Source organism: Aurantimicrobium minutum, assembly GCF_029892845.1.
Taxonomy (GTDB): Bacteria; Actinomycetota; Actinomycetes; order Actinomycetales; family Microbacteriaceae; genus Aurantimicrobium; species Aurantimicrobium minutum_B.
In genome coordinates this window covers 374,092-389,497 of sequence record NZ_JARXVT010000002.1, presented here as the reverse complement: position 1 = coordinate 389,497, position 15,406 = coordinate 374,092, and the positions used below count along the sequence as shown (strand labels likewise).

The 15,406-nt window shown below is 55.9% G+C and carries 16 protein-coding genes and 1 tRNA gene; 4 read left to right on the top strand and 13 right to left on the bottom strand.

Translation table 11 applies throughout. From position 1 onward, the window contains the following. Nucleotides 1–111: 111 nt before the first annotated feature. Together M2118_RS04550 and M2118_RS04545 are read right to left on the bottom strand one after the other, a co-directional pair. Nucleotides 112–184 (bottom strand) — tRNA-Arg (locus tag M2118_RS04550). A gap of 71 nt (nucleotides 185–255) precedes the next feature. After that, nucleotides 256–1,050 (bottom strand): transglutaminase-like domain-containing protein, encoded by a 795-nt coding sequence (locus M2118_RS04545; RefSeq protein ID WP_280794746.1) that lies wholly within the window; start codon nucleotides 1,048–1,050, stop codon nucleotides 256–258. A 112-nt stretch (nucleotides 1,051–1,162) separates the two neighbouring features. Between M2118_RS04545 and M2118_RS04540 the strand changes: the two genes are divergently transcribed. Together M2118_RS04540 and M2118_RS04535 are read left to right on the top strand one after the other, a co-directional pair. Next, complete coding sequence (locus tag M2118_RS04540) at nucleotides 1,163–1,996, top strand: exodeoxyribonuclease III (protein WP_280794745.1); 834 nt, start codon at nucleotides 1,163–1,165, stop codon at nucleotides 1,994–1,996. 6 nt (nucleotides 1,997–2,002) lie between these two features. Continuing rightward, nucleotides 2,003–2,341 carry a hypothetical protein gene (locus M2118_RS04535; RefSeq protein WP_280794744.1) on the top strand — a complete coding sequence of 113 codons (339 nt, stop codon included), beginning with the start codon at nucleotides 2,003–2,005 and terminating at the stop codon, nucleotides 2,339–2,341. Here the strand turns inward: M2118_RS04535 and M2118_RS04530 are convergent. Together M2118_RS04530 and M2118_RS04525 are read right to left on the bottom strand one after the other, a co-directional pair. Continuing rightward, nucleotides 2,338–2,940 (bottom strand): hypothetical protein, encoded by a 603-nt coding sequence (locus tag M2118_RS04530; protein ID WP_280794743.1) that lies wholly within the window; start codon nucleotides 2,938–2,940, stop codon nucleotides 2,338–2,340. The genes M2118_RS04535 and M2118_RS04530 overlap by 4 nt on opposite strands. 84 nt (nucleotides 2,941–3,024) lie before the next feature. Then, complete coding sequence (locus M2118_RS04525) at nucleotides 3,025–3,858, bottom strand: SDR family NAD(P)-dependent oxidoreductase (RefSeq protein WP_280794742.1); 834 nt, start codon at nucleotides 3,856–3,858, stop codon at nucleotides 3,025–3,027. Nucleotides 3,859–3,985: 127 nt separating this feature from the next. Between M2118_RS04525 and M2118_RS04520 the strand changes: the two genes are divergently transcribed. Together M2118_RS04520 and M2118_RS04515 are read left to right on the top strand one after the other, a co-directional pair. Then, the gene (locus M2118_RS04520) at nucleotides 3,986–5,344 is read left to right on the top strand and encodes a DUF6421 family protein (protein ID WP_280794741.1); all 1,359 of its coding nucleotides are present in this window, start codon (nucleotides 3,986–3,988) and stop codon (nucleotides 5,342–5,344) included. A 17-nt stretch (nucleotides 5,345–5,361) separates the two neighbouring features. Beyond that, nucleotides 5,362–6,408, top strand: a complete 1,047-nt coding sequence (locus tag M2118_RS04515) for a threonine aldolase family protein (RefSeq protein ID WP_280794740.1) — start codon at nucleotides 5,362–5,364, stop codon at nucleotides 6,406–6,408. 65 nt (nucleotides 6,409–6,473) lie between these two features. Here the strand turns inward: M2118_RS04515 and M2118_RS04510 are convergent, their stop codons facing one another. The 9 genes from M2118_RS04510 to dnaK all read right to left on the bottom strand — a co-directional run bounded on the left by M2118_RS04510 (nucleotide 6,474) and on the right by dnaK (nucleotide 15,336). Further along, on the bottom strand, nucleotides 6,474–7,055 hold the full coding sequence (locus M2118_RS04510) for a nitroreductase family protein (RefSeq protein ID WP_280794739.1): 582 nt from the start codon (nucleotides 7,053–7,055) through the stop codon (nucleotides 6,474–6,476). 112 nt (nucleotides 7,056–7,167) lie between these two features. Further along, complete coding sequence (locus M2118_RS04505; RefSeq protein ID WP_280794738.1) at nucleotides 7,168–9,363, bottom strand: ATP-dependent Clp protease ATP-binding subunit; 2,196 nt, start codon at nucleotides 9,361–9,363, stop codon at nucleotides 7,168–7,170. Nucleotides 9,364–9,480: 117 nt separating this feature from the next. Next, a complete protein-coding gene (locus M2118_RS04500; RefSeq protein ID WP_280794737.1) occupies nucleotides 9,481–10,623 on the bottom strand; it encodes a class I SAM-dependent methyltransferase in 1,143 nt (380 codons plus the stop codon). A gap of 9 nt (nucleotides 10,624–10,632) precedes the next feature. After that, complete coding sequence (locus M2118_RS04495) at nucleotides 10,633–11,004, bottom strand: nuclear transport factor 2 family protein (protein ID WP_280794736.1); 372 nt, start codon at nucleotides 11,002–11,004, stop codon at nucleotides 10,633–10,635. 27 nt (nucleotides 11,005–11,031) lie between these two features. After that, nucleotides 11,032–11,283, bottom strand: a complete 252-nt coding sequence (locus M2118_RS04490; protein ID WP_280794735.1) for a hypothetical protein — start codon at nucleotides 11,281–11,283, stop codon at nucleotides 11,032–11,034. A 106-nt stretch (nucleotides 11,284–11,389) separates the two neighbouring features. Then, complete coding sequence (locus M2118_RS04485) at nucleotides 11,390–11,806, bottom strand: heat shock protein transcriptional repressor HspR (RefSeq protein WP_280794734.1); 417 nt, start codon at nucleotides 11,804–11,806, stop codon at nucleotides 11,390–11,392. Nucleotides 11,807–11,834: 28 nt separating this feature from the next. Then, on the bottom strand, nucleotides 11,835–12,815 hold the full coding sequence (locus M2118_RS04480) for a DnaJ C-terminal domain-containing protein (protein WP_280794733.1): 981 nt from the start codon (nucleotides 12,813–12,815) through the stop codon (nucleotides 11,835–11,837). 35 nt (nucleotides 12,816–12,850) lie between these two features. Further along, nucleotides 12,851–13,474: a nucleotide exchange factor GrpE gene (locus M2118_RS04475; RefSeq protein ID WP_280794732.1), complete on the bottom strand. Its 624-nt coding sequence runs from the start codon at nucleotides 13,472–13,474 to the stop codon at nucleotides 12,851–12,853. Nucleotides 13,475–13,476: 2 nt separating this feature from the next. Next, nucleotides 13,477–15,336: a molecular chaperone DnaK gene (gene dnaK, locus M2118_RS04470; RefSeq protein WP_280794731.1), complete on the bottom strand. Its 1,860-nt coding sequence runs from the start codon at nucleotides 15,334–15,336 to the stop codon at nucleotides 13,477–13,479. Nucleotides 15,337–15,406: the final 70 nt, after the last annotated feature.

Below are 15,406 nucleotides of genomic sequence, written 5' to 3'. Positions count from 1 at the left end.
CGGGGAATACCAAATCGATCCACACAAGAACTATCAACCCAAGAAATAAAAAGACACCTGAACCCCGTTTCGGGGGTTCAGGTGTCCACGATGTCTTGGAACATCACAGTGTGCGCCCGGAGGGATTCGAACCCCCAACCTTCTGATCCGTAGTCAGATGCTCTATCCGTTGAGCTACGGGCGCAGTGTTGAAAACAACTTTGAAAGCATAGCAGGGCTCTAGGGTGCCCTAAAAATCGAGTTGGAAAGTGCTTTCTAGGCGGTGAGGTTCACTAGTGAGCTGTGATCGTCTTCCTGCATGTCATCTGCTTCAGCATTAACCGCGAGAGAGCCGAAGTTCACCTGGCCGCCCACAACACTCAACCACGCAGTGTCTGCAGCATCGCGACCGGTCGCGATGCGCATAAGCGTCTGGCGAGGTGCACGGCCAGTGGAGTCAAAGACGTGCCACGAGCCATCAATGAAAGCTTCCGTGACGGCGTGGAAATCAGCTGGGGTCACACCAGGTGCATAGGTGGAAACTAGTCGTGCAGGAACATCTAGCGCTCGAAGCAGTGCGATGTTGAGGTGTGCAAAGTCGCGGCAGACACCATGTCGGGATACGAGAGTGTGGAGTGCTCCATCTGAGGAACGGCTGGTTCCCGGAATGTAGCTGAGCTGCTGGTTGACCCAGTCACGAACGCTGTTTACAAGTTCCAGTCCAGCAAGGCCACCGAACTCAGCCCGGGCAACATTGCCGAGCTGGTCAGATTCGCAGTAGCGACTCTGGCGCGAGTAGACGATGAGATCTGACTCTTCCACGGCAGGTGGTGGAGTCACCGCAGTGATGAGGGCGTCATAGGCAACCGTGACACGTCCACCGGTTACCTCAGCAATGTGAAGTCGGCTGCCGTTAGCTTCGACTAATTCACGAACAGGAACATCAACCTCGTCTTGGCGCACGACCAAGGTTTCTTCTGCGTTGGCTTTGTCTGCCACTGCGATGGAAAGAAGCAGTCGGGCAGGTGCTTTCGCGTGAAGAACGATGTGGGTGGAAGCAGTTCTCTGCATGAATACAGTGTCCGGTCTCAAAGAGGGAATAACAAGAGGTGAGGCCCCCACCTGCTCTCACAGAATAGCGGTCAATGTCACCCCTCTTCTCACCAGGAGATAACTTAGATGTATGCGCATAGCCACCTGGAACGTGAACTCGATACGTGCTCGTGTGGAGCGCGTCGTGGACTACATCGTTCGCGAAGAGATTGATGTTCTGTGCATGCAGGAAATCAAGTGCCGCGACAACCAGTTCCCCTACGAACAATTCACGGCTGCTGGGTATGAAGTCGTGCTTCACGGCTTGAACCAGTGGAATGGTGTGGCCATTGCCTCACGCCTTCCCCTGGAAGACGTGCAGATTACTTTCCCCTCTCAGCCAGGCTTTGGTGAGCCAGATGCTGACGGTAATGCGCCCATCGAAGCCCGCGCAATCGCTGCCACCGTGGACGGTGTGCGCTTGTGGAGTTTGTATGTTCCGAACGGTCGTGAACTCGACCACCCGCACTATGCCTACAAACTCGAATGGCTTCAGGGCCTTGCCCGCGACACCGCGGGCTGGCTCGCAGAGTCACCGGATATGCCGTTGGCGCTTCTTGGTGACTGGAACGTTGTTCCCTATGACGACGACGTCTGGGATATTCGAGAATTCGCTGGCAGTACTCACGTCTCTCCCCCCGAGCGTGAAGCATTCTTTGCCTTTGAAGCTGTTGGCCTGAAAGACGTTGTCCGTCCACTCATCCCCGAGGGCTACACCTATTGGGACTACAAGCAGCTGCGTTTCCCTCGCAACGAGGGTATGCGCATCGATTTCATCATGGGCTCGCCTGCTTTTGCTGAACTCGTCGACAGCGCGGTGATCGCGCGCGACGAGCGTAAGGGTGACGGCCCCAGTGACCACGTTCCTGTCGTGGTTGACTTGCTCCGGGACGGCGATGAAGACGACCGCCCCATGATTTGGTAGGAATCCATGGCAACTCCTGAAACTCGTGACCGCGTCACCGCCATCGTTGTTCTGGTCCTCACGTTCCTGAGCAGCTTCATCTTCTTTGTCTTAGCCATCATTGTGGGACTGACCAAGAGTGCCTGCGTGGGTGGCTGTAATGAGATGGTTTATGACTTTGGTGCACAGCTGACCTGGATAGGTCCCGGCATCGTGACCCTTGTGTCACTGTTCTTTACTATCCAGAAGCTTTATAAGCGAGAGAGTGCCACAACCTACGCACTGATCGGTCTCGGTGGTGCCTATGGAGCATCGCTGTTGGGCGTTGCAATTTCCTTTATCGACATCGCTGTCGGACAGGGTTAGTACTCAGGCGTTTGCTCTTCAATCAGCTGAGCAAGGTCAAGGTTGATGAACTGACGCAGGCGATCCTTGCGTTCGTCTTCGTAGTTCTCGTCGCCGAATTCACTGGCTTCTTTGCGGTCGAGTGAGCGTTCCATTTCTCTGGAGAGCTCTGCCCAGGCAAGTTCGTGGGCTTCAGTGATCAGTGCGCGTAGCCACTCCTCGTTTTCGAGGTTGTCCTTGAGGGACTCGGCAACCTTCTCGAGTGAGCCCAAGCGAATGGTGAGATTCTTCACATCTCCGCGGCGGTAGTCGTCTCGATACATCGCCTCGCCGCGGAGCTTTCGAGCGCGCTTGAGATCAGCGGAGACGATTGCTGCTGTTTCAAGTGATTCCACAGCCAAGGTGGTGACTGCTTCCTTGGCAGGAAGCATGTAAGTGTTGGGGTCGAAGGCGTCTGGCTGCGTGATCGCCTGCACCAGAATCTTGTTCTTGACCGACATGATGGCGCCGAGTCGTGCCATCGCTAGACCATCTTCTGCAGAGGTCTCGATGCTCTCCAGAACTTCTGGGGTGGGTTCGTCAATGACAGGTTCCTTGCGCCACAAGCGCCAGCCAGCCATGCGTTACTCCCGATGATTTCTTACTTCAAGAATACCGAGAACCAGCTCAGAGAAATCTGAGGACAGGGGTTGTTTCCCCTCTGTTTACTTCCGGCCCGTGAACTTATCCATGGTGTTGTAGACACCAAAGATGTTGCCGGCAATGGCGTCGAACCAGCTCTGAGGCAGAATCCCTTTGAGCACCTTGGACAGGTGGACAGTCCACGGCAACATCAGCATGGGCTTGCCCGTGGTCATGGCATGCCAGACGCGGTTGACCACATAATCAGGCTGCATGATCGGGGTCATCAGAGGACCCTTCACGCCTTCAAACATTCCAGTCGCGATATAGCTTGGGCAGACCGTAGTCACCTTGACGTTGTCGTAACCCTGCTGCTTGAGCTCGAGTCGAACTGAGTCACTCCAGCCAATCAGTGCCCACTTACTCGAGGCATAGACGCTCATCTTGGGGTTGGAGAGGGTGCCCGCAGCGGAAGCGATGTTCACAATGCGGGAAGGTCGCTTGCCGTCAATCATTCCCTTGAGGAACTCATGGGTAATGAACATGGGAGCCAGGGCATTGATCTTCATGATGAACTCGGTGTCACGCTCGTTCTCGTGTTCCCAGAAGTAGGTGCCACGAACTACGCCCGCGTTGTTGATGATGATGTCCACACCACCGTGGTTCTCTATGACATTGGCAGCGGCCTTCTCGATGGCCGTGCGCTGTCCAATGTCTACGAGCATGGGGACGATCTCTTGCGTGTTGTCCGCGTGAACACGAAGTGCCTTGGTGGTTTCACTGAGGGCTTCTTTATTGATGTCCCAGAGAATGACGGTCTCTGCGCCTTCGGCAACAGCGCGTTCGGCATAGAGGCGGCCCATTCCCATGGCAGCGCCGGTGATAAGGATTCTGGTTCCTGCAACAGTGAAGGTCATAGCTTTACTCTACTCACGCGTGTTTGTTGCGTGAATATGCTGTTTTTGTGCGTGATATTGCCTAAACTTGCTGGTTTCACGCAAGATTTCGCTGAAACGTGCGTGCATTCTCCGTTAGCGTTGAATCATGACACAGGTACTCGACATCACTGCTGCTGCAGACATCACCGCCACCACTCCAGCATGGGTTGCTCTCAAAGAAGCTGCCGTTGCCCTTCAGGCTGTGCAGATCAAAGACGGTTCTATTCCTGATGCCAGTAACCACGCTGCAGCCGGTGGCCACGTTGCTGTGATCATCGAGTCCATTCACGAACTCCTCCCAGCATTCCAGCACGATTCCGCATACCTCGAAGCAGTCATTGCTGACCTCGGTCGATGGGTCGAGGGTGGCTTTGCTGAGCCAGACTTCCTGGCCTCTATCTTGGCCTTCGCTCCCGCGGACCAGCGTGTGAACGGTGTTCGTCACTTGGTTGTCTTCCCGATGTACACCCAGAACGGCAGCACCAACCGTTTCGTTGAAGCAGTTCTCGTTGAAGTGATGTGGCCTGAGTTCATCTCCGAGCTCGAAGCTGGCGAATATGGCAACAAGCTGTTCCTGCCCCTGCGCTTTATTGACTTCACTCCTGGATACGACACCAACTCGGCTGTGCTGTTCCCCGAGACCGTGGCCATGAGCGAAGTTCCCGCTTTCAGCTGGGGTGCTATTTTCCAGGACCGCGAAGCAGCTCGCTTCGCTGTTGTGACCAAAGCTGCTGCTGAGATCACAGGACTTGAGCTTCCTGCCGATGCAGAAGAACTTTTGACTAACCAGAAGCTGGCTGAAGAGACCTTCATCATGTGGGACCTCATCCATGACCGCACCCACATGAGCGGCGATCTTCCTTTTGACCCCTTCATGATCAAGCAGCGCATGCCTTTCTTCCTTTATGGCCTGGAAGAACTGCGTTGTGACCTCACCGCATTCCGTGAGTGCGTCAAGATCGAGCGCGGTGGCTCTGCTGACCCCGAAACTCGTCAGCACGCTCGCCTGGTTCAGTACGCCGTGGTCTTTGACCGTATCTTCCGCTTCTCTATGACTGGTACCCGCGTGCGCAACTACGACGCCGTCGCTGCACAGCTTCTCTTTGCGTGGATGCACCAGCACGGTGTTTTGCACTGGACCAACAACAAGCTCTCGATTGACTGGGCTGGTCTGCCCGATGTCGTTGTAGCCCTCGGTGACGCCATCGACGAGCTCTACTGGCGCTCCATTGACCGTCCCAAGATCTCGCACTGGCTTGCTGCCTACGAACTGGTTGCCGGAACCCTGACTCCTCACCCTGCCTCGGTGTGGGCAAAGGGTGCTGACGCGCTTCCTGTTTCAGGCGAACTCGGTGAACTCACCAACCAGCTCTTGGATGACGAGTTCCCACTGTCAATGTTCTATGAAGCACTGCAGCGCAAGATCGCTCCCGTTATTGAATCCACTCAGGGAATTCGCGCATAACGCGTAGGCTCAGTTTCATGCAACGAGTACATGATGCCGCCTGGCGCGGCTTTGCCTCAGATAACTACGCTGGCGTTCACCCCCGAGTGCTGGAAGCACTAGCTGCAGTGAACGGTGGACATCAGGTCGCCTATGGCGAGGATGTCTACACCGAGCACCTGCACCAAGTGATGACTACTCACTTTGGTATGGGTATTGATGTGTTCCCCGTGTTCAACGGAACCGGTGCGAACGTGCTCAGCTTGCAGTCCATGCTTCCTCGTTGGGGCGGTGTGATCTGTGCTCAGACCGCACACGTGAACAACGATGAATCCGTTGCTCCTGAAGCAGTAGGTGGCATCAAGCTCCTCACTGTGGAGACTCCCGACGGCAAACTCACACCTGCACTCATTGACCAGCAAGCCCACGGCCGTGGTGATGAGCACCGTGCACAGCCACTGGCTGTGACCATTACTCAGTCCACTGAGCTCGGCACTGTGTACACCCCCGAAGAAGTGAAGGCGATCGCAGATCACGTTCACTCCCTCGGCATGCTCATGCACATGGATGGTGCGCGCATCTCCAACGCCGCAGCGTCTCTGGGTGTTCCTTTCCGCGCGTTCACTCGCGACGCTGGCGTTGATGTGCTCAGCTTCGGTGGCACTAAGAATGGCCTGATGGGTGCTGAAGCAATCGTCGTGCTCAACCCTGACGCTGTTGAAGGTTTGATCTACCTGCGCAAGATGAACATGCAGCTTGCGTCCAAGATGCGCTTCACTTCTGCTCAGCTCATCGCTCTGCTCGAGGGTGACCTGTGGCACCACCTGGCTAACCACGCCAACCAGATGGCTCAGCGTCTGCGTAAGGCCCTCGAAGGAACCAAAGGCCTGAACTTCACTCAGCAGACCCAAGCCAACGGTGTCTTCGTCACTCTGCCTGCTGGTGTTGCTGACGAACTGCGCAAGGAGTTCCGTTTCTATGACTGGAACGCTGCCACCGGTGAAGTGCGCTGGATGTGTGCATGGGACACCACCGAAGATGACATTGACTACTTCGCTGCTGCCGTCAAGAAGGTTCTGAGTTAAGTACTCACACAGACAAAAGGAAAGCCCCGAGAAATAATCTCGGGGCTTTCCTTATTGGTAAAGACTTAGTCTTCGAATGCGTCGTAGCGAACGATCTCTGCAAGCTCGTGACGAACACGAGGTGCCTTCTCGCGCTCTGCGAGAGCCTCAGGGAGATCATCAGCTGGAGCAAGCTTGCCCACTGCAATGGTGAGGAATGCTTCGTAACCTGCAGGCAGGTTGAAAGCTTCCTTGAGAGCTTCAACATCGGTTCCTGCAACCTGGTGAACATAGAGTCCATCTGTCTGGGCCTGGACGGAGAAGTGAGCTACCGACTGACCGAGGTCATACAGTGCGTAGTGGTTGGGGGTGCCGTCTGCGCCAGCGGTCTGAGCAACAGCAACAATGATGGCCGAAGCGTTGGGCATCCATGCCGAGTTCCAGCCTGCAAGGGTGGGAACAATCTTGTTGAATGTCTCATCGCCGCGGAAACCCACGATGAAGCGCCAAGGCTGGCTGTTGTTTGCCGAAGGCGACCAGCGAGCTGCCTCGAATGCAGGGGTGAGGTCTGCAGGAGTCAGGGTTGCCGTGGTGTCATAGGAGCGTGGGCTCCAACGTGCTGCCAAGACAGGGTTAATGGGAGTGCTGGTGTGCGCGTTGCGTGACATTTTTATCCTTGTGTTGTGTTGATGAAAATCTGTGGTGTTCTGTGCAGAAGCACGGGCATCCGAGAGAGAGATAACCGGATACCCGTGCTGGTATTCCCGAAAAGGGAAAGAATTATTCGTCTGCCAACAGCTCTGCCTCGATGAAGGGATCTTCATCACCAGCATCGAAGACTGGCCTGACCTTGTCGGCCTCAACGGTGAGCTGGTCACCATCAAGATCAACTCGGACTATGTCGCCGTCACGGATAGTGCCGCCCAAGATGGCCGTCGCTAGACGGTCATCAATCTCGTGCTGCATCAGGCGACGCAGTGGGCGTGCTCCATAAATGGGGTCGTAGCCACGTTCTGCCAACCAGGTGCGTGCCTTGGGTGTGACTGCCAATTCAAGGCGTCGTTCACCGAGACGCTTCTGCAAGCGGTCGATGTAGAGCTCCACAATCTGGCCGAGGTCTTCTTGGCTCAGCGCCGAGAACACCACGATGTCATCGAGACGGTTCACGAACTCAGGCTTGAAGGCCTGACGCACGGTCTCGTTGACAGCGCGTTCCTTCTCGTCCCAGCTCAGGTCAGGGTCAACCAAGAACTGAGAACCCAGGTTGGAGGTGAGGATCAAGATCACGTTGCGGAAGTCCACGGTGCGACCCTGACCATCGGTCAGGCGTCCATCGTCAAGGACCTGCAGCAGTACATCGAACACCTCAGGGTGGGCCTTCTCGACTTCATCGAGCAAAACTACCGAGTAGGGGCGACGACGAACAGCTTCCGTGAGCTGACCGCCAGCTTCATATCCGACATATCCGGGAGGAGCACCCACCAGACGCGAGACAGAGAACTTCTCTCCGTATTCGCTCATGTCGATACGAATCATGGCCTTCTCGTCGTCGAAAAGATACTCCGCCAACGCCTTAGCCAACTCCGTCTTTCCCACACCAGTGGGTCCGAGGAAGAGGAAGGAACCCGTGGGACGATCAGGATCTGAAATGCCCGCACGTGATCGACGGACAGATTCAGAGACCGCTTGCACGGCCTTCTTCTGGCCGATCAGGCGCTTACCGATCTCATTCTCGAGTGTGAGCAGCTTCTCAGTCTCGCCCTTAGTCAGGCGGTCAACAGGAATACCTGTCCAGGCCGCAATGACCGAGGCAATGTCGTCACTGGTCACCTGATCATTGACCATTCGCTCAGTGTCGGTCTGCTCAGCAGACTCTGCCTCCGCCAATTGACGCTCGAGTTCAGGAATCTCTGCATAAAGCAAACGGCTTGCCTGCTCCAGCTGTCCTTCACGCTGAGCACGCTCAGCCTGAATGCGGGCAGCATCGAGTTTGGTCTTGAGTTCACCCACGCGGTTCAGAGCATTGCGCTCCAACTCCCAGCGCTTCTCGAGCTCGTCCAGACGTCCCTGGCGTTCTGCCATGTCTTCACGCAGCTTGGTGAGACGGGCTTTCGAAGCGTCATCCTTCTCTTTCTTCAGAGCAAGCTCTTCCAACTTGAGTCGGTCAACGCCACGGCGCAATTCATCAATCTCAACCGGAGCCGAGTCAATTTCCATGCGCAAGCGGCTGGCGGCTTCATCGATCAGGTCAATGGCCTTATCGGGAAGCTGACGGCTGGTGATGTAACGGTTGGACAGGGCAGCGGCAGCAACGAGAGCGTTGTCCGCGATGGCCACCTTGTGGTGTGCTTCGTAGCGTTCCTTCAGTCCACGCAGAATGGCAACGGTGTCTTCAACACTGGGCTCTCCCACGAACACTTGCTGGAAGCGACGCTCGAGTGCAGCATCCTTCTCAATGAACTCGCGATACTCATCCAGGGTGGTGGCACCGATCAGGCGCAGCTCACCACGAGCAAGCATCGGCTTGAGCATGTTGGCTGCCGCCACGGAGCCTTCGCCTCCGCCCGCACCCATCAGGGTGTGGAGTTCGTCGATGAAGGTAATGATCTGACCATCTGAGTCATTGATTTCTTTGAGGACGGCCTTGAGGCGTTCCTCAAATTCACCTCGATACTTTGCACCTGCAATGAGGGCAGAGATGTCGAGGGAGACAAGCTGTTTTCCCTTGAGACTGTCGGCGACATCACCGGCGACGATGCGCTGGGCGAGTCCTTCCACGACAGCAGTTTTTCCCACGCCTGGTTCACCGATCAGCACGGGGTTGTTCTTGGTACGACGAGTAAGCACTTGGCTGACTCGACGGATTTCCGCATCGCGACCGATGACGGGGTCGAGCTTGCCGCTCTTTGCAATTTCGGTGAGGTTGACACCGTATAGCTCGAGCGCGCTCTGTTCTTCTTGCGGCTCTTGTTGCATGTTTTTCTATCTCCTTGTGTGGATTTCATCACCCAACAAAGTTGAGTGGTGATGACTCAAGTTTAGCCGATAAGCCTAGGAATTACTAGGGCTCCAGGGCTGTGAGAATGCTGTGAACTAGGCCTTAGTAGAGCAGGTAACCGTGAACTTAGGAGTCCTACGGATCTCCTTCGTTTCACCCACCAGATTGATCAAGATGGGCTTGTATCCGAGGTGGCTGTTGGCCACGACCCACAGCTCCCCGCCTGGCTTGAGCACACGTCCTGCCTCAGCAAACAGCCTCACGCTGGTGTCAGAATGCACGGCAGCACCGGAATGGAACGGAGGGTTGAAGAGAATCACATCGGCAGAAGCATCTGCTTGCGAGGACAGCCCGTCATCACGCACAACCTCAACAGCACCACCCAGACCGTTTGCCTCCAGAGTTGCCGTGGCAGACACAACAGCAGCCGAAGACTGATCGCTTGCGATCACCGTGGCGCCGGGACGAAGTCTCGAAATTGCCACGGCGAGCAGACCTGAGCCGCAGCCAAAGTCGATGATGCGCTTGGCATCAGTAGGAGTCTGATCAAGGACCGCGAGAAGCTCACGCGTTCCGATGTCAAGATTGATTCCGGCAAAGACGCCGCCGTGTGCACAGACGGTCATATCGATGACGTCATAGCGCTTGGACTTCGGCCACGTCGAGAGCGCTTCGAGCGCGACATCACTCATGGGTTCTTTCACTCGCAGCACACGGCTCTTCTGGACAGCGAGGCTGGCCACGACCATGCCGAAGTACTGCTTGAGAACATCATTCATGCCCAGAGTCATGTGCTTGAGACGTCCGCCTGCGAACACCTGCACGTTCGGGGCTGCATAAGCAGCAATGAGTGAGCTCCACTGATCGAGTTGGTCAAGAGACCTGGGCAATCTCATCACCACGATGCGGGCACCGCTGACTAACTCTTTATCCAAGTCGTGGTGAGTAAAACCCGTAATGGAAAGTTCCTTGGCGTTGTTATCGAGTGCAAGCTCACCCGAGCGTGCATCTTGATGCACGCGAACGGAGGTAAATCCCAAGTCCGCAATAGCTGCCAATGTGATGGCGCCGTAGCTGTCACCAATAACGACGAGCCCTGCCTCGAGCAGACTGGGGTCGGCCTCGACCTCATGTTGGAGCTCGGATAGCAGCAAGCGATCTGCAGCGTCACTGGCCAGAAGCTCAGGGGACTCGAAATCAGGCAAACGCCTGAGGGACTCAAAAGGGAATGTGCTCACCCCTTGAGACTATGCGGACTTTCCGACCTGCTTGTACAACTTGGAGATCACGAACCAGGAACCATCAACGTGGAGCAAGCTGAGGTAGTCCTGCATGACTCCGCCGAACATCTCGAGCTGGACTTTCGCCATGGCGAGTTCTTGTGAAATCTGGTCGACCAACAGAACCTCATCGCGGCGAGCATTCCCGGAATCATGGGGTGAGGTGCGAGCTTCCATTTGTCCGCGATAGAAGTCAGCTGGACGAATCACAATCTCATCATTCTCAGATGAGTAGAGGTTGCTGTCTTTGTGGAAGACCTTGTCGAAGAGCGACATATCTTGCGTGTGCATCAGCTCGAAGTAGTTATCGAGCAGAGTCTGGATTCCTGGGTCAGTCATAAGACCAGAGTATCCGCAGCTTTGCGACTAAGCGCGGTCTTCGAGCTCGCGCTTCATCAGGAACTGGACATCGCGATCCAAGTGGTCGATGCGGCCCGAAAGTGAATCAAAGCGAGCATTCATTTCGCCCCGGAGAGATCCCACTTCATTTCTAACAGATCCAATTTCTGTTCTCAAAGTTCGGGATATTGACGAAGTTACAAAGCCAAGCATCCCAAAGAGTGCCGTGGCAAAAACACCAATGACAGTCCATACCTGAGGTTCGTTCAATGTGAGCACCTTTCTATCTTCCTCGCATTCAGGAAAGAGTGCCAATAATTCAGAATGTATTGACTCACTATTTCGGCACGGGTGCGTGGCGAGGGTTCAGCGGAGCTGTGGAGGACTAGTCACGCCCGAAGGGACGCCAGACCACAACATCTGTGCGACGACGAGCACGTGTTCCAGCACGCAAGCTCTCCACATCACCCGCTGCACCCGCAGCAAAGACGCGACGACCTGGCTGGTTTAGCAGAGCATCTGCCAGGGCAGCTTCAAGCTCACGAACCCGAGCACGCAGTGCATCGTTCTGGTTCTCCAGTTCAAGCACGCGGCGAATGCCTTCAAGAGAAAGGCCTTCGGCACTGAGCCTGGCCACTTCCTGGAGCTGAACAACGTTCCTCATGGAATAGCGGCGAGATTGACCCGCAGTTCGGCCTGGCTGAACCAGGCCGATGCGGTCATACTGTCGCAAAGTCTGCGGGTGCATTCCCGCAAGCTCCGCAGCCATCGAGATAGTAAAGATGGGCTGGTTCTCGTCCATACTTTTACCTTTCTCGATTTAGTGGTTGTTAGCGCTGTGCTTCTGAAAGCAAGTCTGCGCGAGGGTTCTCACTTGGTGCAACTGCGGAGAACTTTTCCAGTGCTTCGCGTGCTGCCTCATCGAGGTGAGAAGGAACAGCAATCTGAACGACGGCGAGCAAATCACCGCTGTCCTTTGCTGTCTTGATTCCGCGACCCTTCACACGAAGTGAACGTCCACTCGGAGTGCCAGGGGCAACCTTGAGCTTCACGTTCTCTCCATCTGGAGTGGGAACCTCGATCGTCGCGCCGAGGGTTGCCTCGACGAACGTCACGGGGACGTTGACCTTGATGTTGAGACCATCACGTTCAAAGACAGGGTGCTTCTTCACTTTCACGGTGAGAACGATGTCTCCTGCTTCGCCACCGTCGGGGCTGGGGTAGCCCTTGCCACGAAGACGAATCTTCTGAGCATCAGCAACACCAGCAGGGATCTTCACCTTCACGGTGCGACCCTCGCTGGTGGTCAAGCTCATGGTGTCGCCGTGGAATGCTTCAAAGAAGTCGATGGTGACCGAAGAGACAATGTCTTGTCCCTTCTGCGGTCCACCGTAGCCACGGTATCCGCCGGAGGACTGACCAAAACGGCCACCGCCTCCACCGAACATGCCACCAAAGATGTCCTCGAAACCGCCACCCTGCTGGAAGTTGAACTGCTGTCCGCCACCGCGACCAAAACCACTGAAGGCGTCATCGAAACCACCCTGGGGTCCGCCAGCACTAAAGCGTGCGCCGGAACCCATGGCACGGATCTGGTCATACTCTGCGCGCTGCTCCTTATCAGAGAGCACCGAGTAGGCCTCAGAGATTTCTTTGAACTTTGCTTCTGCCTTGGCATTGCCTTGGTTGGAGTCTGGGTGGAATTCGCGAGCAAGCTTGCGATAGACCTTCTTCAGTTCTGCTTCCGAAGTGTCTTTGGAGACGCCGAGGACTTTGTAAAAGTCTTTATCGAACCAATCTTGACTGGCCATATGCGCCCCCTTTCTTTAAGTCGTTTCGGAAAAAGTTAGTCAGCAGGAACGGCGACGACAACCTTGGCCGCGCGAACCTGAGTAAGGCCAAGCATGTAGCCGGTCTCGACAACATCCAACACTGTCTCTGCAGTTGCACCTGGGGTGGGCTGCTGCAGGATTGCTTCGTGCTGGTTGGGATCGAATACATCGCCGGCTGCTCCATAAGCAACGAGGCCGAGACGTTCGGTCACACCGCGAAGCTTGCCGGCGATGGCTGCCAGGGCGGAGCCCTCAGCCAGGTCGCCGTGCTTCTCAGCACGATCGATGTCATCGAGCACGGGAAGAAGAATCTTCACGGTGTCACTGATGACACGTTCACGTTCGATTTCACGGTTAGCCTCGGTGCGCTTGCGGTAGTTGGCATATTCAGCGGTAACGCGCTGCAAGTCCGCCAGACGCTCTGCTGCCAGATCACTTTCTGCCTTTTCAAGGAAAGAAAGGTCGGCATCTGTCAGAGAGGTCTCCACGTCAGCGTCTTCGAAAGAATCGCCTTCAGCAGGTCCGTCATAACCAGGGTCTTCAGCGAAGCCAGTGTTCTCACCGGCTGCGTTGGCGTCCCCGGCGGAGGAGCCCCCGTTCAGGGGCTCCTCTACTGGGTTCTCGTTCTGGTCGGACATGCTTACTTAGCGTCCTTGTCAGCCTCGTCGTCTTCGACAACTTCAGCGTCAACAACGTCATCGTCCGAAGCGGCTTCGCCTTCGGCAGCGCCTTCAGCGCCTGCCTCTGCCTGGCCGTTTGCGTAGATGGCTTCGCCGAGCTTGCCCTGGCTTTCCATGAGCTTGTCGTAAGCAGTCTTCACTGCTGCGTCGTCATCTCCAGCAAGAGCTGTCTTGAGCTCGTCAACATCACCCTGAACCTCGGACTTGACGTCCTCGGGGAGCTTGTCTTCGTTTTCCTTGATGAGCTTCTCGATTGAGTAGGCAAGCTGCTCAGCACCATTGCGGGTCTCTGCAGACTCACGACGTGCCTTGTCTTCTGCTGCGTGCTCTTCAGCTTCGCGGACCATGCGCTCGATGTCTTCCTTGGGAAGAGAAGAGCCACCGGTGATTGTCATCGACTGCTCCTTGCCCGTGCCCTTGTCCTTAGCGGACACGTGCACGATGCCGTTAGCGTCGATGTCGAAGGTGACCTCAACCTGAGGAACACCACGAGGTGCTGGTGCGATACCGCTGAGCTCGAAGTTACCCAGTGACTTGTTGTCACGAGTGAATTCACGCTCACCCTGGAATACCTGGATAGATACCGAGGGCTGGTTGTCGTCAGCGGTGGTGAAGGTCTCGGACCTCTTGGTGGGGATCGCGGTGTTGCGCTCGATGAGCTTGGTCATCATGCCACCCTTGGTCTCGATACCGAGGCTCAATGGGGTGACGTCGATGAGCAGAACATCCTTACGCTCGCCGCGAAGAACACCAGCCTGAAGGGCAGCGCCAACGGCAACTACCTCATCAGGGTTTACGGTCTTGTTGGGCTCCTGGCCACCGGTCAGTTTCTTGACCAGTTCTGCCACAGCGGGCATACGGGTCGATCCACCAACGAGGACAACGTGAGCAATGTCGCTCACCTTGACGCCGGCTTCCTTGATGACATCCTCGAATGGCTTCTTGGTGCGAGCGATGAGGTCTTCGGTCATCGACTCGAACTGTGCACGGGTGAGGGTCTCATCGAGGTTGGCTGGGCCGTTCTCGGTCAGAGAGAGGTAAGGCAGCTGAATGCTGGTGCTCATAGAGGAGCTGAGCTCCTTCTTGGCCTGCTCAGCAGCTTCCTTCAGACGCTGGAGAGCAATCTTGTCCTTGGATACGTCAACACCAGTTGACTCCTTGAAGCGCTTGATGAGGTGCTCCACGATGCGCTGATCCCAGTCGTCACCACCGAGGCGGTTGTCACCAGAGGTCGAGCGAACCTGAATGGTTGAGAAGTCGTCATCCTTGCCCACTTCGAGCAGGGAAACGTCGAACGTTCCACCACCGAGGTCGAATACGAGGATGAGCTCATCTTCCTTACCCTTGTCTAGGCCGTAGGCCAGAGCAGCTGCGGTGGGCTCGTTGATAATACGCAGAACGTTGAGACCTGCGATCTCACCAGCATCCTTAGTTGCCTGACGCTCAGCGTCGTTGAAGTACGCAGGGACGGTGATCACGGCGTCAGTGACGGTGTCACCGAGGTAGGTCTCAGCGTCGCGCTTGAGCTTGCCCAGAATACGAGCAGAAACTTCCTGAGGGGTGTACTTCTTGTCGTCGATAGCAACGGTCCAGTCGGTACCGATGTGACGCTTGACCGACGCAATGGTGCGGTCAACGTTGGTAACGGCCTGGCGCTTTGCGGGCTCTCCAACGAGTACTTCGCCATCCTTGGTGAACGCAACTACCGAGGGGGTAGTGCGGAAACCTTCAGCGTTAGCGATAACGGTGGGCTCGCCACCTTCGAGTACGGCAACAACCGAGTTGGTTGTTCCGAGGTCAATGCCTACTGCACGTGACATATGTTTATCTCCTTGTTTCTCCCCGGCTTGTGGCCGGAAGTCCAGTGTTTATATGAAGTCTGTTCAAGAC